The 17982-nt window shown below is 60.1% G+C and carries 19 protein-coding genes; 11 read left to right on the top strand and 8 right to left on the bottom strand.

Features of this window, described 5'->3' with window-relative positions; genetic code table 11:
* Positions 1-84 precede the first annotated feature (84 nt).
* Positions 85-654 carry a Uma2 family endonuclease gene (locus OP10G_RS14915; protein ID WP_227624939.1) on the top strand — a complete coding sequence of 190 codons (570 nt, stop codon included), beginning with the start codon at positions 85-87 and terminating at the stop codon, positions 652-654.
* 163 nt (positions 655-817) lie between these two features.
* Here the strand turns inward: OP10G_RS14915 and OP10G_RS14910 are convergent, their stop codons facing one another.
* Both OP10G_RS14910 and OP10G_RS27930 read right to left on the bottom strand, forming a co-directional pair.
* The gene (locus tag OP10G_RS14910; RefSeq protein WP_025229636.1) at positions 818-1732 is read right to left on the bottom strand and encodes a Nif3-like dinuclear metal center hexameric protein; all 915 of its coding nucleotides are present in this window, start codon (positions 1730-1732) and stop codon (positions 818-820) included.
* 175 nt (positions 1733-1907) lie between these two features.
* The gene (locus OP10G_RS27930; RefSeq protein ID WP_144241367.1) at positions 1908-2090 is read right to left on the bottom strand and encodes a DMT family protein; all 183 of its coding nucleotides are present in this window, start codon (positions 2088-2090) and stop codon (positions 1908-1910) included.
* 181 nt (positions 2091-2271) lie between these two features.
* On the opposite strand from OP10G_RS27930, the gene OP10G_RS14905 reads away from it, so the two are divergent.
* Together OP10G_RS14905 and OP10G_RS14900 are read left to right on the top strand one after the other, a co-directional pair.
* On the top strand, positions 2272-3192 hold the full coding sequence (locus OP10G_RS14905) for a prepilin-type N-terminal cleavage/methylation domain-containing protein (RefSeq protein WP_025229637.1): 921 nt from the start codon (positions 2272-2274) through the stop codon (positions 3190-3192).
* A gap of 114 nt (positions 3193-3306) precedes the next feature.
* Positions 3307-3591, top strand: a complete 285-nt coding sequence (locus OP10G_RS14900) for a helix-hairpin-helix domain-containing protein (RefSeq protein ID WP_025229638.1) — start codon at positions 3307-3309, stop codon at positions 3589-3591.
* 404 nt (positions 3592-3995) lie between these two features.
* Here the strand turns inward: OP10G_RS14900 and OP10G_RS14895 are convergent, their stop codons facing one another.
* From OP10G_RS14895 to OP10G_RS14885, 3 genes are all read right to left on the bottom strand, one after another.
* A complete protein-coding gene (locus OP10G_RS14895) occupies positions 3996-4511 on the bottom strand; it encodes a hypothetical protein (protein ID WP_025229639.1) in 516 nt (171 codons plus the stop codon).
* Between the two features lie 5 nt (positions 4512-4516).
* A complete protein-coding gene (locus OP10G_RS14890; RefSeq protein WP_025229640.1) occupies positions 4517-5179 on the bottom strand; it encodes a response regulator in 663 nt (220 codons plus the stop codon).
* A 131-nt stretch (positions 5180-5310) separates the two neighbouring features.
* Positions 5311-7005: a M14 family metallopeptidase gene (locus tag OP10G_RS14885; protein ID WP_025229641.1), complete on the bottom strand. Its 1695-nt coding sequence runs from the start codon at positions 7003-7005 to the stop codon at positions 5311-5313.
* Positions 7006-7328: 323 nt separating this feature from the next.
* Between OP10G_RS14885 and OP10G_RS14880 the strand changes: the two genes are divergently transcribed.
* The 3 genes from OP10G_RS14880 to OP10G_RS14870 all read left to right on the top strand — a co-directional run bounded on the left by OP10G_RS14880 (position 7329) and on the right by OP10G_RS14870 (position 11230).
* A complete protein-coding gene (locus tag OP10G_RS14880) occupies positions 7329-9782 on the top strand; it encodes an outer membrane protein assembly factor BamB family protein (protein WP_038473185.1) in 2454 nt (817 codons plus the stop codon).
* 126 nt (positions 9783-9908) lie between these two features.
* Positions 9909-10673, top strand: a complete 765-nt coding sequence (locus tag OP10G_RS14875; protein ID WP_025229643.1) for a hypothetical protein — start codon at positions 9909-9911, stop codon at positions 10671-10673.
* A 14-nt stretch (positions 10674-10687) separates the two neighbouring features.
* The gene (locus OP10G_RS14870; RefSeq protein WP_025229644.1) at positions 10688-11230 is read left to right on the top strand and encodes a LemA family protein; all 543 of its coding nucleotides are present in this window, start codon (positions 10688-10690) and stop codon (positions 11228-11230) included.
* A 211-nt stretch (positions 11231-11441) separates the two neighbouring features.
* Here OP10G_RS14870 and OP10G_RS14865 read toward each other — a convergent pair whose 3' ends face one another.
* A complete protein-coding gene (locus tag OP10G_RS14865; protein ID WP_025229645.1) occupies positions 11442-12545 on the bottom strand; it encodes a glycosyltransferase family 4 protein in 1104 nt (367 codons plus the stop codon).
* A gap of 110 nt (positions 12546-12655) precedes the next feature.
* On the opposite strand from OP10G_RS14865, the gene OP10G_RS14860 reads away from it, so the two are divergent.
* The 5 genes from OP10G_RS14860 to pth all read left to right on the top strand — a co-directional run bounded on the left by OP10G_RS14860 (position 12656) and on the right by pth (position 16851).
* On the top strand, positions 12656-13132 hold the full coding sequence (locus OP10G_RS14860) for a deoxycytidylate deaminase (protein WP_025229646.1): 477 nt from the start codon (positions 12656-12658) through the stop codon (positions 13130-13132).
* The gene (locus OP10G_RS14855) at positions 13129-14160 is read left to right on the top strand and encodes a glycosyltransferase family 4 protein (protein ID WP_025229647.1); all 1032 of its coding nucleotides are present in this window, start codon (positions 13129-13131) and stop codon (positions 14158-14160) included. The genes OP10G_RS14860 and OP10G_RS14855 overlap by 4 nt, the downstream gene beginning before the upstream one ends.
* Positions 14161-14253: 93 nt before the next feature.
* The gene (gene wecB, locus OP10G_RS14850) at positions 14254-15387 is read left to right on the top strand and encodes a non-hydrolyzing UDP-N-acetylglucosamine 2-epimerase (RefSeq protein ID WP_025229648.1); all 1134 of its coding nucleotides are present in this window, start codon (positions 14254-14256) and stop codon (positions 15385-15387) included.
* On the top strand, positions 15378-16259 hold the full coding sequence (locus tag OP10G_RS14845) for an undecaprenyl-diphosphate phosphatase (protein ID WP_025229649.1): 882 nt from the start codon (positions 15378-15380) through the stop codon (positions 16257-16259). Before wecB ends, OP10G_RS14845 begins: the two co-directional genes overlap by 10 nt.
* A gap of 10 nt (positions 16260-16269) precedes the next feature.
* Positions 16270-16851 carry an aminoacyl-tRNA hydrolase gene (pth, locus tag OP10G_RS14840; RefSeq protein WP_227624938.1) on the top strand — a complete coding sequence of 194 codons (582 nt, stop codon included), beginning with the start codon at positions 16270-16272 and terminating at the stop codon, positions 16849-16851.
* A 32-nt stretch (positions 16852-16883) separates the two neighbouring features.
* Here the strand turns inward: pth and OP10G_RS14835 are convergent, their stop codons facing one another.
* Both OP10G_RS14835 and OP10G_RS14830 read right to left on the bottom strand, forming a co-directional pair.
* Positions 16884-17255 (bottom strand): hypothetical protein, encoded by a 372-nt coding sequence (locus OP10G_RS14835; protein ID WP_025229651.1) that lies wholly within the window; start codon positions 17253-17255, stop codon positions 16884-16886.
* A 68-nt stretch (positions 17256-17323) separates the two neighbouring features.
* Positions 17324-17848 carry a hypothetical protein gene (locus OP10G_RS14830; RefSeq protein WP_144241179.1) on the bottom strand — a complete coding sequence of 175 codons (525 nt, stop codon included), beginning with the start codon at positions 17846-17848 and terminating at the stop codon, positions 17324-17326.
* Positions 17849-17982: the final 134 nt, after the last annotated feature.

Below are 17982 nucleotides of genomic sequence, written 5' to 3'. Positions count from 1 at the left end.
CCTTATTGTACTGACCTTCTGGCCAAACGCCAACTAATTAATTCCCCGCCTAGCCGCGGGCGCATAATAGAGATAGTCATGGCGATGCCGTCGCGAACCTGGACCTCTCCCGCCGACTATTTGGCGGCCGAGCGGTTGGCCGATCAGAAACACGAGTTGATCAACGGCGAGGTCTACGCCATGTCCGGCGTCAGCCGCTGGCACGCTCTTATCGTCGCCAATTTTGTTCGCCGCTTGGGAAACCGGTTCGAGGGACGGAACTGTAATGTCGTGTCCTCAGACCTTCGGGTCAGGATTCCCGCAACGGACGCATACCTTTATCCCGACGTCGTCGTTTACTGCGGCGAGGGCCAGTGGTTAGACGAAGCATTCGATACCTTGGAGAACCCGATTGTCGTAGTGGAGGTTTTGTCCCCTTCGACCGACCGATACGACCGCGTTGACAAGTTCCGGCACTACCGAAAGATCGAGTCGCTGCAAGCCTATATCATCGTTGCACAAGACTCGCTCGCGGTCGAACACCACGCCCGCCAAGAGAACGGCGAATGGCTTATGACTGAGTACGACCAACCATCCCAGTCGCTCGTCATCCCTTCCCTCGGACTCGAATTACCTCTCACCGAAATCTACGATCACATCGAAATGCCCGGCTAGCGTGGCACCGCGCTTCCAGCCCGTGTGTATCACGACCATCCTGGTCGTGCGAAAGTAGCATCGGCTCCCAGCCGATGAACCCTACGACCGTATCGGTCGTGTGAGAATGGACCAAGGGCTGGAAGCCCTTGGAGCCCACTGGCAAGATGCCAGGGCCACGGTGTCACCTCCACCACTTCTGCTCGGGAACAAGCACGGTTTCCAGTCCGAGCACCTGCTCGAACCATGGGGCCATTTGCGTTCTCATGACAAGAAACTCCGTTGCGGCGTGGGAGCCGCCTAGGAGCGACATCGGGGTTTCGGCGATGTACGACTTCATTTCCGCCATCCTCGACCGGCCGTAGTCGTTGTCGATGTGGCAATGGACCTCACCCGTGAGGTACGCCTGCGCCCCTATCTCGGCAGCCGCGCGCATGCTCGGGACGTGGTCTCCGCAACCGGGAATGATCGCAACCCGCTCAATCCGGTCGTGGCGGGGCCCTTCCTCGTGGAGATACGGAATGCCAAGCAGCTCCTCATACTTCTCGGCCAGCTCGCACGTTGAAATCGGGTCGATGTCGCAGATCGCGCCCGCGAATCCGTCCCCGTATGGGTAGAACCCGCCGACGTAGCGCCCGCCAAGCGCCTCCACAAGAGCGGCCGTGGTACCGATCAGGCGGTTTACATCCATTGGCGCATGGACCGAGTAGAACGAGATCCACCGGTGCTGAAGCGCGTCGAGATGGTCCACCGAAATCGGCTGGAACCCACTTCCCCACTCGCCCCGTGGATCGCCGCAACGCATATCGAGCGGATGATGCGAAAAAACGAAATCCCCCGGCTTCGCCTCGTTCAAGACGCGGGCCAGCGCGGCCTCGGAAGGAAAAACGACGAGGAAGACGCGCCGAACTTCGATCTCGCCGCCGATCATAAGTCCGTTGAAGAGACGGCAGAACTCGGGTTCGAACCGGCGATGCCAGTCCGTTCCGACGGAGTCATAGGTTACGGGAACGAAGCGAGAGAATGCGGGGTCTGGGTGAGAACCGCGAATATTGAAAAGTGCGTCGAGGGCATCGACGACAGATTGTCTAGAGCGCATAGCGCGGAAACCTCCGGGAACGGAAAGCGAAGCAGCGACGAGACGATGGAAGTGAGAGTTAGCCCGCCCTTGGCGGGGTCGTCGGGGTCGCGTAGGAGGTCGCCGGGCACGGCACGGCCATCGAGGCAACTGCTCGGTGGTCGGCGCGCGGATTCATGACGCCTTTATTATAGTCTCAACTTTTCACAATCGGCCAGGCGGCGATCACGATGAGCAGAAATGCGCCCGGGTGATTAAGAGTGTGAAAAGCGTTGGCCGGGAAGATAGCGAACCTCCCCAGAAACAAAATTTCCTGGATAACTTTCAGTTGGACCACGATGAGCGTCTCATTTCCGATTCGATTGGCCTGGAAAGCGATAGGACGTCCTTAACAACCGCCAAGAGAAATATTTTTTCTTTAAAGGTCCTTTGGCGCGTCTCTTAAACAAACCTTCACCCTCTGTTAATGAGACGGTAACCGTCCCTTAGCAATCGAGCTAAACACTTATGGGGTCCAGAACTCTGCCCCAAGGCTTTGGGGTGCGAACGGAAAAGCAATCATGAAACGAGCATTCACCCTCATCGAGCTCCTCGTCGTTATCGCGATCATCGCGATCCTGGCGGCCATCCTGTTCCCCGTCTTCGCCCAGGCCAAGGCGGCCGCGAAGAAGACCCAGGACCTTTCGAATCTCAAGCAGATCGGCACCTCGACCATGCTGTATGTCGGCGACTACGACGACGTCCTTTATGGCCACCGATGGAACTGCGACAACACCGGAACGGGCGCCGCGACCATTCCATGCCCCGACTACTTCGACGGCAGCGGCAACGTTCGCCCCGAAGCAGCTAACTTCGACTCCGACTCGATCAAGCGATACTACTGGGTCTTCATGCTCCAGCCGTACGCCAAGAACTACAACCTCTTCGCCAACCCGGCCAAGACCCCGTTCTATCCGACCGGTAAGACCACCCAGTACTTCAACGCCCCTGGCGCCAAGGGTATGAACTACGGTGGCCAGAACAGCTACGGTCACAACGACGTCTACCTCAGCCCGGGCGTGCCATTCGGCGGCGGAACCGCTCAGACGGTGAACATGGGCAGCATTCCCCGCGTGGCGAGCACGATCATGATCGTGGATGCCAACTATTACGGCGCCGCTCCCGACGTGGCCAACCAGTCCGGTATCGCCGACACGGGCAAGATGAACGGTTCGGAAGTTGCCTACGCCGATGCGCAGGGAACCCAGTATAAGAACTACTGGAAGAACCTCGGAAACTCCGATTGGAGCGCCGGCTACGCCACCCGCGGCGGCGACATGACGGTCACCGATGCGATGACCAAGATCCAGCAGATGCACAACGGCAAGCTGAACGTTCAGTGGGCCGACGGCCATGCCAAGTCGCTGGACTACAAGGCGGTCCTGGGCAACATCTGCTACTGGACGACCGACGCCGACGGCGCTCACCCGAGCTGCAACTAAGCTTCGGATAACGAAGCGAAACTTGGACCCCTGCTTCGGCCTGAATCTCTCAGGCCGAAGCAGGGGTTTTCTTACGTTGAATCCGCCCCGGCTCTCACCCCGTCACTATGGTTAATGGCCGACGACCGCGCTGCCCTCAAAGCGCTTCAATCCATGCCCAACATCGGTCCGGCGATGGCCCGCGACCTAGTCTCGATGGGGTTCCGTACGCCCGAGGAACTGCGGGGACAAGAACCGATGGAGCTCTACCGCCGGTTGGAGCAGATCACCGGCTCCCGCCAAGACCCCTGCGTCCTCGACACCTTCATGTCCGCCGTCCATTACGCCGAGACAGGAGAACGCCGCCCCTGGTGGAGTTTCACCGCCGAGCGAAAAGAAATACTAAAGCGTCAGGCGTGAGCCCAAAGAAGGGGTTCCCCATAGTCGTTAGAACGTGGCAGGGGCGGTCCGCCTAATGCCAAACAGTTTTTCGAACGAGCCTACCGTCGTGAGTTAACACAGAGACACGAAGACACAGAGGCACATAGATGCGGTCGACCTTTGCCCCACCGGCAAGTCCACAAGTCAGGAACTCCATGTCTCTGTGCCTCTGTGCCTCTGTGTCTCTGTGTCTGTATTCGGTATGGCCTCGCCTGAGCAAAAACTGCTTGGCATTGGTCAGCCCGCCCCTGTAAAGAAGGTTCGATCGAGGTCCCTACTGATCCTTTGTGGGATCCAAACTAGGCTTACTTTAAAGCCCACGGGGCTTCCCCTTCGTCGTCGGAATCCGGTCCGGGTGGGCTGGACAAGCCTCTCCAGATCACTTACTTCAGGAACAGACGCCCGGCGTGTCCATCCGCATAGGCGGCATTCGGGAAACCATGGCGCTCCGTGGAATCCCGCCTGGGATCACCGCTGGCGTTCCAGTTCGTTCTCTTTGAATCGAAGATTAAGATCTCCTTGGCAAGAGACTCGATCTCGGTCACAGACTTACGGTTTAAGGAACTCGACATGGCATAGCCAAACTCGCCGTCCGGGGCCGATGGGCAGTGATAGGTGGTTGACAGTCCTGACTTGATGTACCTCTTCGTCAGGTCCATCCACCGATTTGCGTCTGGCAGCCGTTGCTCTTGATTGTCCTCGCTGTAAAGGAGTTGTGCGACCGCCAACTCCTTCAGATTTGAGAGACAGCGAGTCTTGGTAGCAGCAACGCGAGCCGAGGCGAAAACGGGAAAGATAATGCTTGCTAGGACTCCCAGGCACAGCCCCAGCAAAAGCAGATGCCAGAGCCAACCCATCGTTCCCTTAGGTTTGGAAACGACGGGCTGGGGGTCGCTCATCGACCCTAGGTCTTGTCGACCATTCGCGAGCGGACCGCCTTCATGGCGGCCTCCGTCCGGCTGTTGACTTGGAGCGCCTTGAGGATGTTGCTGACGTGGTTCTTGACCGTCTTTTCCGCGATGCAGAGGCGGGACGCGATTTCCTTGTTTCGAAGTCCTTGAGCCACGAGGTCCAAGATCTCCTGCTCCCGGTCGCTCAGGACGAACATTTCCGAATCGTCGATCTCTTCCTCCTCCCGGACGCGGCGGAAGTCCTCTAATACTTTGCTCGCGATGCGAGGGGTGATCTTGGCTTCTCCCTTTTCGGCGAGGCGGATCCCTTCGATCACGTCCTGGGGCGTCGAGGTCTTCAGTAGGTAGCCGAGAGCCCCGGCTCGGAATGCTTCGAAGACGGTGTCGTCGTCTTCCTTCACCGTCAAAATGACTACCTTGACGTCCTTCTCCTTTTTGAGGAGTTTGCGGGTCAATTCGATGCCGCTCATTCGGGGCATGTTGATGTCGGTGAGCAAAACGTCGGGCGGATCGGAAAGACAGGCGTCCAGCGCCTCTTGCCCATCCTTACAAACGGCGACCACTTCGCAATCGGGCATCAGGTTCAGTGTCTTCTCGAGCGCCTTGCGATAAGGAGCTTCATCGTCCGTAACCACCACGCGGATCTTGTCGGCCATGGCGCGATTATAACAGCGGGCAAGAGTTGCTTTGTTGTGGCGGTAGGCATGAATTCGGCCAACAGTCCCGGATATGGCCTAGTAAACGGTCCACTTACCCGGTTTAGGTTTCGCAAGAGGGCTCACGGGGCCTACATCACGCCCAACTCGGCTCGAACCGTTCCCGCCCGCTCATGACGGACGGCGATGTGATAAACGCCAGGCAAGCGAACCACCCACTCGAAAACCGCGATGTCGTCGGTGGAATCGCTGCCGCCGAAGAATTGCCCTCCCGCGGTGACATGGCTCCAGCCCGCTAGCTGGCCCCCTTCCTCTCGCAGCTCGCCGGCCGCGAGCCAGGCCGGCAACCGCTCGCCGGCTCCATCCACCGGCTCGCCTTCCTTCGTTATCTCCGCAACCACGCCGCGGCACAGCTTTCGCTGCTGGGCAACGCTCGTTACGTGCGTCGGTAACCACCCTACGTTTTGTACCGCCACACGCAGCTTCCAAGCTCCTTCGCCCAGCACCTCGGTTTGGGCGTCGAGCAGCGTCAGCCGCGGCGAGCAGGCGGCTTGCCAGATCACCCAATCGGCCAGGGGCGAAACTTCCGCTTCGAGAAACTGGGGTGGAGGATTTCGGAAGGCGTAGTAAGCATCCCATCCCCCAAGCTCGACCGCGCCGAGCTGCGGATGGTGGAACTCTCGCCAAGGAAGGTATCCCTTGCCATCCAACTTCTCATCGCTCCATTTGAGCATCTTCAGGTCGTCCGAGAACGGGTGCGTGCGGAACCACTCGATGTATTTGTAGTCGGTGATCCCCGCCTGCCGCTGCGGCGACCAAATCTCGGTGGTCCACGCGAAAACCCCTCGATGTTCGTACATCCAGTCGTCGAAAACGCCCGTAATCACCTGTTTCGGGTGGTATCGGAATTCGTGATAGTTGCTGATGGCCGGGTAGCCGGTCATCTCGAAACCCTTGTCGCCGATCGTTTTGTACACCCACAAGTCTTCGGCCGGAATATCGTCGTCCGGCATGCGGCTCGGCGGACGCAGGTGCACGCCCGAGTAGGTGTGGAACGTGACCGCGCCGCAGATGTTGGGGCGGTCGACCACCGCTTGAACGGCGGCCCTAATTTCCGGTTCACTGGTCGGAAAGGGGCCCGAGCCAGCTTGCTCATGCTCCAGCCGCCACGCGCTTGGGAAGTTCCGGTTCATGTCCAGTCCTTCCTTCCGGTTTCTCGGCCGCATCGTTAGACCGTCGAAGTTGTGGAGAATCCCCTCTTGCATAAGGCGGTAGTAGGTCCCACCTGTCTCAGTGGGCTCGCGTCGGCGCAGGAGCCGCGGCTCTTCCTCGCTAATCGCCCAAGCGCCGTTCGCATCTTTGATGCGCATTTGGAGGATCTGGCCGTCGCCATCGAGATCCTTCGGCTCCAAGCCGTACGGGTCTTCCTCATCGTACGGGTAGGGCCTCGTCGACGAGCGGATGAGCCGCGGCGGCGTCTCCATCGCCCACTCCGCCCCATCCGGGTTAAGGCGCGGCACGAGATAGAAGGTATGCGTCGTCAGAATCTCGTGCGGCGGATCTAACAGTTTCTGAACGAGCTTCAGGACCGCCGTGCTCGCGCTAAGCTCGCTGGCGTGGATGTTCCCGTCGCACCAGAACGCCGGCTTCTCGCTCGCCGGTCCCTTTCGGGCGTCGGTAATTGTAAGAAGCCAAATCTCCCTCCCTTCGTGGCTCTTGCCGATACTCGATACTTCCACGAATTCCGGGTTTTGCCCGGCGATGTCGTGCAACAGCGCACTCAATTCGTCGTAGCCGTAGTAACGATCAAAAGCGATCGGGGACATAACACTACGTTACCGCCATCCGTTTGCCCCCTAGCCGCGTGTTCCTTTCTAAGGAAAGCTTGGGAAGATGACCTATCCCCGTCATCGGATTCACTGACAAGAAACGGCTGGCTTGTTCAAAGTGCCTACCCAACCTAAGCTTTCCTTTGGGAGACGTGTCCCAATGTGACTCGGTCGACGAGGAAGAAATGCTGGTCCCTAACTTTGCCGCTAAATCGCCCCTTTTCACGATACGCGCTGTCTTGTGCTTGTTTCTGCTGGGCGTGTTCGCAGCAGTCGCCGTGGCTCAGAGTGTGTCGAGCATTGTGCTAGAACCGTCAACTGTGACCGGTGGCTCCAAAGTGCGCGGAATCGTCACCCTCGCTTCCCCGGCAATCGCAAATACAGGTGTGCTCGTAGCCGTCACAAGCGACCAATCATTCGTCCAACCCTCTACTCCGGTGCGGGTGGTGAAAGGACAAACCTCGGCAAAGTTCCAGTTGTTCACCTCGCCAGTCGGAGCTCAAAGCGTCGCCACGATCACCGCGACCGCGGGTGGGTCCGTTTCGACCCCACTGACCGTCCAGGCCCCAGCGGTTCGCGGCCTCTATGCCTCCCAAATTCGGATCTTAGGAGGGACCACCACGGTGGGAGCCGTTTCGCTCAACGGGCCCGCTCCCGCGGGAGGGGTTACCGTCAACCTCGCTAGCAATCAGTCGTTCGCGAGCGTTCCCGCCAACGTCACGGTCGCGGCGGGAAGCACGGATTCGAGCTTCAACATCGACACGAGCGCCGTTCCAACTGACCAGATAGCCACGATCACGGCAAGCGTCAACGGTTCCACCGGCCAGCGAAACATCCTTGTGATGGCGCCAACCGTCTCTGGACTCACCTTGGATTCTGCTTCGGTAGTAGGCGGAACGAGCGTTCAGGGGACGATCACGCTCGCCGGGACGGCTGGGCCGTCGGGATACACCGTGCAAGTGAGAAGCAGCGACTACGCCGCCGCCAATCCTCCCTACACCGTAGTTGTCCCGTCCGGAACGACCCAGGTCACGTTTACCGTTCCGACGTTGGCGGTCGCGACTGACCGGCTAACCACTATTACGGTCAAAACGCCGACCTCGGTCGCTTCGGCTCCATTGACGGTGAGCGCTCCTGTTCTTCAATCGATTTCGGCTACGCCGGCGACAGTGAAAGGTATTCAGGTTTCCACCGGAACGGTCACCCTTTCGGGACCCGCCCCTATCGGAGGGCTCACGGTGACGGTCGCCAGCGACCAGAGTGCGGCGAAGCCCCCCTCAACGGTCAAGGTTCGCACGGGTGAGACTTCCGTAACCTTCGCCATCTATACCGACCTCGTGGGCGCCGACGTGAAAGCCACCTTGACCGCCACCCTCGGAGCGGTTACCCGCTCAACCGTGCTCAACGTGGTGACCCAGTCGGTTGCGTTTTTCATCGTAGACACCAATCAGCCGATCTCCGGCAGCGACGTAACGGGCACCATCGGCCTTGATATCCAGGCTCCAGTGGGAGGAGTAACCATTGCCCTGAGCAGTGACAAGATCTTCGCATCGGTTCCTCCCACGGTTACCGTGCCGGAGGGAGCCTACGAAGCGCGCTTCCGCATTCGAACATCCGGAATCGATGCCTCGGACGCCGCGACGATCACTGCTAGGGGAGGGGGCCAAGAGTTCGTTAATCGGCTCGACGTATTGGCACAAGGATTGAGCGACTGGTCTTGCCCCGGCGGCAATCCGCAACACACCGGTCTCGCCACTGGCCCCGCGGCGGTCGGTCAGATCGCTTGGGGAACGCCTGGTTCGTCGCCGACCCAGCCGCAATTCGTGTTCGGGCTATCCAAGTACGGGCGGGTGTTCGGGATCCGAAAGTGGCGTTGGAACTTCGACCTCATCGGCTCCACCGCTCAAGACGGCAATGTCCAATGGGGCCGTACTTTCCCAGCCCAGTACGACTCTATGCCCGTGATGGGAATCGACGGATCGATCTTCGTTTGTAGCGACCAGATCATCTATGCGATGAACTGCCAGTCGGGAGCGGAGCGGTGGCGAATAGGTCTCCCCGGTCTCGGGCTCAGCACTCTCACCAGTCCGGTGGTAGGCCCAAGTGGAACCGTCTACCTCGCCGGGCATGGCCCTAACGACCTAGGCTTCGACGAATCGGTGGTGGTGGCGCTCGACGGCCAGACCGGCGCTCTCCTTTGGAAGAAGCTACTCGGAACCCCGGGAGGCGCTCCTAAACAACCGAGCGTGGGACGGGACGGCACCGTTTACGTAGCGCTAGCCGACGGTACCGTAGACGCTCTCTACCCGCTGGACGGCTCCATCAAGTGGAGCAACCCGCTCGGCGGCCCTACCCAGGCCCCTTCCATCGGCTTCGACGGCAGTGTCTACATCCAGATGAACACTGGCGTTCTCTACCGGCTCGCCAATCAAGACGGAGCCAAGCTGTGGAGCTACCTTGAGAAGTCGTTTACCGCCCTCTCCCGGTGGCCTCTCATCGGTCCCGACGGTACCGTCTACATCGGGGCCACTAACCTTTACGCCATCAACCCCACCAATGGAGCCGAGAGGTGGCACGTACATCTGGGAACGAAAACTTCCGCTTTCGGTATTGCTTCCGAAGGGACGGTCTACGCCAAGGCGGACACCCTCATTTATGCTCTGAACAAGCTCGATGGAAGCGTTAAGTGGAGCCTCGACATTGGTAACACCCAGACCTTGCCCGTCATCGGATCGGATGGGATCCTGAACTACGGAACCTTCGCCATCCGGTAGAAAGTGCCATTACGACCAGCACCACCGACGGACAGCGGCACCCCGCTGTCCGTCACTGCGCGTGTCGAAGCTACGTGGAGGAGGCGCAACGAATGAGCCGGCTGGCCCGTCCTGCACTTCGGAACCATGGAACTGATCTTCGTCGGCGTCATCGTGCTGGTGATCGTGATCGCGGTGTTCGCCTCGATCGCGGCGAAGAAGCGCCGAGAAGCGTTCTTCGGTCTCGCCCAGAGCCTGGGTTTCCAGTACATGCCGGAGGGGATGGCGGAACCCCCGAGATCCGGGTTCTTCGACTCTATGGCCGGAATGTTCGGCCCCAGCGCCGACGCGATCTTCCTACAGCGATTCCTCGGTTTCCACCCCTTCGGCGAGGGGCATTCACCCGACGTGGCCAACCTCCTCATCGGTACTCGCGACGGTGCAGATTGGTATCTCTTCGATTACAGCTATAAGACCGAAACGACCGACAGCGAAGGGAAAACGAGCACGACTACCCACAGCTTTGGCGTGGTGGCGGCCCGGGTGCCGATCGCCTTTCCCGGGCTCTCCCTAACCCCTGAAAACGTCTTTCATCGAATCGGCGCCAAGCTCGGAATGCAAGAGTTGAACTTCGAGCTCGAGGAGTTCAACAGGCGCTACTTTGTTCGAAGCGCGGACAGCAAGGCGGCGTACGATTTGCTCCACCCGCGCGCCATCGAGTTCCTTATGTCGAAGCCCGTCCGGCACTGGCAAATGGGTGGGATCTACGTCATGATCGTCCAATCCGGCGCCTTCACCCCCGGCGACGCGATGCTCGCGTTTCAGGAGATCCGCGGCTTCATCGGCTTGATCCCCGACTACTACCGCCAGGACCACGGATTCACGCCTCAGTGGCGAGGTCCGCTAGACTAAACGTCACCCTAAAGATGGAAGCGATCATCATTGGCATCGTCGTTTTCGCCCTCCTCATCCTCATGTGGGTGGTCGGAACGATCAATCGGCTCACCCGGCTGAAGAACCTGGTTCGCGAGTCTTGGGCGCAGGTGGACGTTCAGCTCAAGCGGCGGTACGACCTGATCCCGAACCTGGTCGAGACCTGCCGCGCCTACGCCGCCCATGAGCGCGACGTTTTCGAGCGAGTAGTCAACGCCCGCAACCAGGCGCTGCAATCCGGCGGCAACGCCCGCGACGAGAATGCGCTCGTGCAGAGCGTGAACGGCATGCTGGCGCGCGTAGAGGCGTACCCGGAGCTCCGCTCGAATGCGAATTTCCTGGAGCTTCAGCGCGAGCTCTCCAACACGGAAGACCGCATCGCCGCCTCCCGCCGCTTCTTCAACGCCAACGTCCGCGACTACAACATCGCCATCGAACAATTCCCCGGCTCGCTGCTTGCCGGCGGCCACACCAAAGCCGAGTTTTTCGAAGTCGAGTCCGTGTCAGTCCGCGAGGCGCCGAGAGTCACAATATAGCGATGCCTCCCTACATCCGAAGGACGTGTAGCCGCAGGTTGGCTCGTACCTGCGCGAGAATGTTTCGTCTATTGATCGAACATGTGGACCGGTGGGGGTCTGTCGCGCAGGTACGAGCCAACCTGCGGCTACAACGCTTCGCGTTATGTGCGGCGGATCATCGGCGAGGGCGCCGACGCTACGACCGGCTTCATCGGCGGGGACGCCGAGGCTACTGTAACGCCAGACGATACGCGTCTCGGGTCTTCCTCGCAGTCGACGCCCACGTGAATCGCGACGCCCGCACACGGCCTTCAGAACGCAATTCGGTTCCACGGTCCGTCGTCGTAACTTCGATAATCGCCCGCGCCCAGGGCTCCGGCTCCGTCGGGGGCAGCAGAATCGCCGCGTCTCCGGTCACTTCCGGTATCGCCCCACGGTCGGAAGCAATTACCGGCAACCCGCATCCGAATGCCTCCAGGGGCGTTAGGCCGAATCCCTCGTGGTAGCTGGGATGAATGAGCGCCTCGGCGGCGGAATAGTAGTAAGAGATCTCCTCGTCCGGAACTCCTCCCGCGAGGTGGATCCAGTCACGGCCATTCAGCGATTCGATCTCCCTGTCGATCTCCTCCCCGTCGTCCCGCGTCCGGCCCACGATGACGAGCTGAAGGTCCGAGCCAAGTTGTCGCGCCATTGCGACCGACCGCATCACCAACCGCCAGTTCTTACGCGGTTGCAGCACCCCGACCGCGAGAACGAAGGGCGAATCGAAGCCCAGCCGCCCGCGAACGTGCGCTATGGCCGCCTCACGATCGACCGGGGCAATGTAGCTCGGCATGCCGAGAGGTGTGCTTACCACCTTCTCGGCGGGAACGTGCAAGTATCGGATCGATTCCTGACGGCAGGTTTCCGACACCGTGATCACCACCCCCGCGCGCCGTGCCGAAGCCGGAACCGATGCTTGAAGCAAGACCCGGTCCTTCATCCCGAACCACGACGGATCAATAAAAAAGCTGACGTCGTGAATCGTCGTCGCCGTCGGGATGCGGAACAACGGCGAGACCGTGTACTGCATGTGGGCGAGATCCGCGCCTAGGCGGCGACACGCGCGGGGAAAGTGAAAGAGGCTCCAAAGACGGCTGCTCGGCGCTTTCACAACCACCTCGCGTACGGGTAAGCCCGGCGGGAGTACTCCGGAGGCGATCGGCCGGTCGGTCACCAACAGCAGTTCGTCTCCATTGATCTCACTGGCCATGGCGACGACCAGTTCGCGCCAGTAGGTGCGATTGCTGGTATGGAAGTCGCTCAAATGGCGGGCGTCGATCGCAATTCGCATGCTGGGTGGTCCGAGACACCTAATGGTAGCGGAAACCCTACCCACGAGAATTGCGGAGGTGCGCCCCGGAAATCCGAACCGCCCGTCCTCCCGGTCATAATCTAGGAGGTATGCAGGATCGCCCGAGTTGGGACGTCTATTTCATGCAGATCGCCCACCTCGTGAAGACCCGGGCTACGTGTCCTCGGCGAAGCGTGGGCGCCGTGCTCGTTCGCGACAAGCGAATCCTCTGCACCGGATACAACGGTGCGCCCCGAGGACTGCCGCACTGCCCCGAACTAGGCCCAACGACGGACTGGCCAGTGGGTTGTATGGCCGCCGGCCACTGCATCCGCGCGCTTCATGCCGAAGAAAACGCGCTGCTACAGGCGGCGAAGATCGGCACGGCTTGCGAGGGATCGACCATCTACGTTACTTGCCAACCCTGTAACAAATGCGCGAAGATGCTTATCAATGCGGGGATTGTTCGCGTCATATATGAAGGTGACTACCCCGACGAGTTTTCAAAGGAACTGTTCCGGGACGCACACATGGAAGTGATGAGGTACCGCGAGGGAGTGCTTGAACGCGTGGAGCTCGGTGCATGAGTCTCCTCACGTTGGCCACGATTTCTGATGCCCTGCCAAAGGGGCTCCGCTATCCGTTGCTGGCCGGGGCGATCGCCTTGGCGGTAAGTTGGGTTCTAACTCCACACGTGCGGAACCTGGCGATCCACAAAGGCGCGATCGACGATCCCAATCGCGACGACCGCCGGATCCATAAGGAGCCGCTGCCGCGTTGGGGTGGCATCGCCATCTACGCGGGCATTCTCATCGCCTTGATCGCGGTTCTACCGTTTGCCAATCCCTCCATCCCGTTCCCCCCTTACCTAATCGCGATGCTCGTGATTTCCGGAGGTCTGGTCGGCATCGGCGCGCTGGATGACCTGTATCAGTACAAAGCCAAGATCCAGGCGCTATTGCTTCTCCTCGCCGGCGTCGCCGTTCAATTGTTCTACGATCCGATCGGCATGGCGCGGGTCCAGATTAACACGCTGGGTATCCCGCTCTCGACCCCGGGACAGTACATCGCTCTCGGCGCGCTGGCCATTCCCCTCACGGCTTTCTACATCTTCGTGGTGACGAAGACGATGGATACGATCGACGGGGTAGACGGCCTTGCCGCCGGCATCGCGGCGATTTCCGCCGGCACCTTGGTGCTGATCGCCGCCTATTCGGGACAACCGCGGGTCGCCATCGTTGCCGCGACGATCGCCGGTTCGGCGATCGGATTCCTCAAGCACAACTACAACCCAGCCAAGATCATCATGGGAACCGGGGGCGCCTACGTCCTTGGGTTCATGTTGGCGTGCATCAGCATCGTCGGCGCGTTTAAGACCGCGGCGGCGGTATCGCTGCTTCTGCCCGTACTTGTCTTCGGAGTTCCGATCTTCGACGCCTTCTTCGTGATCACCCGGCGGCTGATGAGCGGCGAGCCGATTACCCAGGCCGACAAACGCCACCTGCACCACACACTGCTTGGAAAAGGACTTAGCCAGCGCCAAACCGTGTGGGTGCTTTACGCCGCCGCCGCAACGTTGTGCGCGGTTGCGCTCTTTATGGTCCGCTCGAAGTAAGAACGGCGAAGAGGGCGGGGCTTAGGGGATACTCTTTCCGCGCTACGGCCCGGTGGGAGCATCGGCTGGACGCCGGGGCTACGGAAGGTCTGAATGAGCAAACCCACCCTCTTCTTCGTCGTAGGAACGCGCCCAGAAGCCATCAAGATGGCGCCGGTGGTGCTGGAGTTTCAGAAGTTTAGCGATGTGTGTACGCCGTTACTGATATCGACCGGCCAGCACCGAGAGATCTTGCACAAATCGCTGGGAACCTTCGGCCTCGTTGCCGACGAGGACCTTGCGATTATGCAACATGGGCAAACGCTCTCCCAAGTGACATCCCGGGCCCTCGAAGGCATCGACGGCCTGATCGCCAAACACTTCCCGGCGATGGTCTTTGGACAGGGCGATACTACGACAACGATGGTCGCGGCGATGGCATCGTTCTATCGGCAGATCCCTTACGGACACGTCGAAGCGGGACTAAGAACCGATTCGGTCAACAACCCTTTCCCGGAAGAGTACAACCGCCGAGTGTGCGGACTTACCGCTACCCACCACTATCCACCCACCGATTGGAGCCGGGACAACCTACTGAAAGAAGGGAAAGATCCCTCCACTGTTTTCGTAACCGGCAATACCGGCATCGACGCCGTGCTCGCGACGGCGGCTCGCGGCGAGCAGATGTGGTTCCCAGAGTGGCCGGGGAGAGTGATCTTGCTGACCACCCACCGCCGCGAAAATTGGGGGCAACCGATGAAGAACATCGCCGAAGCCGCGCTCGAGTTGGTGGAGCGCTTCCCCGATACGCTTCTCGTGGCCGCGATGCATCCCAACCCCACCGTGCGCGACGTGCTCGTTCCCATTCTGGGGAACCATGAGCGAATCCGGCTAATCGAGCCGCCGGAGTACTTAGATTTCGTTAAGCTTATGCAGCGGGCAACCATCATTTTGAGCGACTCGGGTGGCGTGCAAGAAGAGGCGCCCGCCTTTGGAATCCCGGTTTTGGTGCTAAGAACGACTACGGAAAGGCCGGAAGGAGTCACCGCGGGCACGGCCAAGCTGGTCGGAACGGATCGCGAAGCGATCATCGATGAAGGTACAAAGCTGCTTGGCGATCCGGAAGCGTTCAGAGCGATGGCAAACGCCGTCAGTCCTTATGGAGACGGCAAGGCTTCGGCCCGCATTCGTTACGTCGCTTTGAAGCATCTCGGTATCGACACTCCCGCGGAGACTATGTGGAATTAATTCACGCCATTATTCTTGGAATCGTACAGGGTTTGACCGAATTCTTGCCGATTAGCTCGAACGCCCACCTGCGAATCGTGCCGGCGCTTCTCGGCTGGAATTACCCCCAGTCGACCCTTACCGCGTTCACCGCGGTAATCCAGCTAGGCACCGTACTGGCCGTCCTGATCTACTTTGCGAAAGATCTAAAGGCCGCCATCGGCGGATGGGCGGGCAGCCTGTCGGACCCCGCCAAACGGAACACGCACGAAGCGAAAATGGGTTGGGCGGTGTTCGTGGGGACGCTCCCAATCATCGTCCTCGCCCTCGTGTTCCGGCACCAGATCAAAGACACCTTCCGCGACCTCCGGATCATCGCCGTCGCTCTGATCGTGATGTCGGTCGTGATGTTCCTCGCCGAAAAGTTTGGAAAGAAAAATCGAAATGTCGAATCGGTCGACCTCAAGGATGGCGTGGTCGTCGGATTGTGGCAAGTTCTAGCGCTGATTCCTGGCGTTAGCCGGAGTGGAAGCACGATTTCCGGAGGCCTGTTCCAAGGATTCGACCACGCCGCCGCCGCTCGATTCTCGTTCCTTATGGCGGTACCTAGCGTCACTGCCGCCGGTATTTTCGAGGCGGTAGAGGCGCGCCATGAGCTGAAGCCGATCCTGACCGCGGTGATCGTCGGCACGGTGGTCGCTTTCATCGTCGGCTACGCGTCGATCGCCTGGCTGATGAAATTCCTCCAGCGCCGCGGCATCGGGCCGTTCGTGTTGTACCGGATCGTCCTCGGAGTCTTTCTTCTCGTCATGGTATCCGCCGGCAAGCTAGCGGCGAATGCGGGAGCCGAATCCTCAAAAACCGAGCCGGCCGCTTCGACCAATGTTCCGTAAAAAACCGCCCGTGCCGACTCTGCCGCCGGAGTGGATGGTGGTCGGCCTGGGAAATCCCGGGCCGGAATACCGGGGGACCCGGCACAACGTCGGCTTTCACGTCGTCGACGAGCTCGCGGAGCGGCATCGGATCAAGCTGGACAAAGCGAAGCACCGGGCTCGATTCGGAATCGGCTCGATCGGCGACACCCCGGTAATCCTGGTGAAGCCGATGACCTTCATGAACCTGAGCGGTCAGGCCGTCGCGCCGCTGGCGCGAGAGTATGGGCTGAAGCCGGACCGCATCTTGGTGGTGGCCGACGATCTCGATATGCAGCTAGGACGGGTGCGTCTCAAGCCGAAAGGGAGTGCCGGAGGGCACAACGGGCACAAGAGCCTGATCCAATCGCTGGGAACCGAGGAGTACCCCCGGCTGAAGATCGGCATCGGCTCCGTCGACCGATCCCACACCATCGACCATGTCCTCAGCACATTCAAGGGGGACGAGCGCGACGTCATCGCCATCGCCCTCGACCGAGCCGCCGACGGCGTCGAGAAGGCCGTTCAAGACGGCCTCGAGCCGGGCATGAACGTGGTCAATCAGACCGGGTAACTCCCTTCATCGCCTAGGAGGCGATGCTACGGCTACCGAAGCAAGAGCGCCGGGCCACGGTCGGCGTACGTATGCTGCAGGCTTAGCACGTGGACGGCGCCGTTGGTGTGGAACCAGACTGGCGTCTCGCGGTTCATGTACGCGTAATACAGGAGGGCGCCTTCCTTCGTCTTGGTCCATCGCGACTCGCCGGAGCCGGTGGAAAGAAGGACGTACATGCCGGGAGGGATCAGGGCTTCGTCGGGAAACGCGTGGGCGGCGAACGAAAGATCTGAATTCGCGATCGCGCTTTCGCTGGCGATGACGTGGCCTTTCAAGTTGATCCGCAAAGATCCCTGGTTCTGGAGGAGAATAAACTCCTTCTGGGGCGATTCGTGACGTTGTACACCGACGATCCGGATCACTGTGGGATGGCCCTCCGACTTATAAATCCTGACTGGCCACGCAGGACGATCGTCGCGGGGCCGAACTATTATTCCCCTAACAGCGCAATTTCGGGCACCTCTTCGAGGTCATGTTGACGTCTCTCGAAAAAATTTATCGCGAAATTAATGGATCGGTCGGCCTCGGCCCGGAAAAGACGGTCGCCTCGCCGCACAAGAAAGGGATTCCATCCCTGCCGGATCTCCTTGGAGTGGTCCAAAACAAAGTCGTCGGCGGCCGTGGAAAGACTCATTTCGAGGGGGCACAAACGGTGGTAGAGCGGAACCGCGACCCGCAGCACATACCGGGCCCACTTCCCAACCTGCTCCCCAACTTCCATGCTGACGGGAAGCCCGAGGATCGGAGCGGCTTCGCTTCGGACGTGCTCGGCGACGATACCGGGCCAGGTTGCCGCAGAATCCATCACCTGCCTCTCTTCCTCTCTGCGCGAACACCTGAGCAAGTGGTGCACCGACGCGGCTCCCACGAGTCCGTAACGCAACCCCAGTGTGAGAAGGATTCCCGTTTCCTTAAGCCGGTTTCCCTTCGGCAGCCGGTAGGCCACGCACCTCAATGCCTGATTAAAATCGGTTTCGACACGGCTTTCCATCGGTCTCATCGCGGTTGATCCCTTATCCAGAACGGTGCTTTTTTGACCCCCCGCGAATTGGGAAGAGTTCCGGACGAACCCCGTTAATGGGCCCATAG

This window comes from Fimbriimonas ginsengisoli Gsoil 348 (assembly GCF_000724625.1).
Lineage (GTDB): Bacteria > Armatimonadota > Fimbriimonadia > Fimbriimonadales > Fimbriimonadaceae > Fimbriimonas > Fimbriimonas ginsengisoli.
The sequence above is the reverse complement of the archived record's forward strand: the minus strand, read 5'-3'. Positions and strand labels throughout refer to the sequence as shown.

Bases quoted from the DNA above. Each gene is read 5' to 3' on its own strand.
- OP10G_RS14915 (WP_227624939.1), top strand. From the start codon at position 85: ATGCCGTCGCGAACCTGGACCTCTCCCGCCGACTATTTGGCGGCCGAG.
- OP10G_RS14910 (WP_025229636.1), bottom strand. From the start codon at position 1,732: ATGCGCTCTAGACAATCTGTCGTCGATGCCCTCGACGCACTTTTCAAT.
- OP10G_RS14905 (WP_025229637.1), top strand. From the start codon at position 2,272: ATGAAACGAGCATTCACCCTCATCGAGCTCCTCGTCGTTATCGCGATC.
- OP10G_RS14900 (WP_025229638.1), top strand. From the start codon at position 3,307: ATGGCCGACGACCGCGCTGCCCTCAAAGCGCTTCAATCCATGCCCAAC.
- OP10G_RS14895 (WP_025229639.1), bottom strand. From the start codon at position 4,511: ATGAGCGACCCCCAGCCCGTCGTTTCCAAACCTAAGGGAACGATGGGT.
- OP10G_RS14890 (WP_025229640.1), bottom strand. From the start codon at position 5,179: ATGGCCGACAAGATCCGCGTGGTGGTTACGGACGATGAAGCTCCTTAT.
- OP10G_RS14885 (WP_025229641.1), bottom strand. From the start codon at position 7,005: ATGTCCCCGATCGCTTTTGATCGTTACTACGGCTACGACGAATTGAGT.
- OP10G_RS14875 (WP_025229643.1), top strand. From the start codon at position 9,909: ATGGAACTGATCTTCGTCGGCGTCATCGTGCTGGTGATCGTGATCGCG.
- OP10G_RS14870 (WP_025229644.1), top strand. From the start codon at position 10,688: ATGGAAGCGATCATCATTGGCATCGTCGTTTTCGCCCTCCTCATCCTC.
- OP10G_RS14865 (WP_025229645.1), bottom strand. From the start codon at position 12,545: ATGCGAATTGCGATCGACGCCCGCCATTTGAGCGACTTCCATACCAGC.
- OP10G_RS14860 (WP_025229646.1), top strand. From the start codon at position 12,656: ATGCAGGATCGCCCGAGTTGGGACGTCTATTTCATGCAGATCGCCCAC.
- OP10G_RS14855 (WP_025229647.1), top strand. From the start codon at position 13,129: ATGAGTCTCCTCACGTTGGCCACGATTTCTGATGCCCTGCCAAAGGGG.
- wecB (WP_025229648.1), top strand. From the start codon at position 14,254: ATGAGCAAACCCACCCTCTTCTTCGTCGTAGGAACGCGCCCAGAAGCC.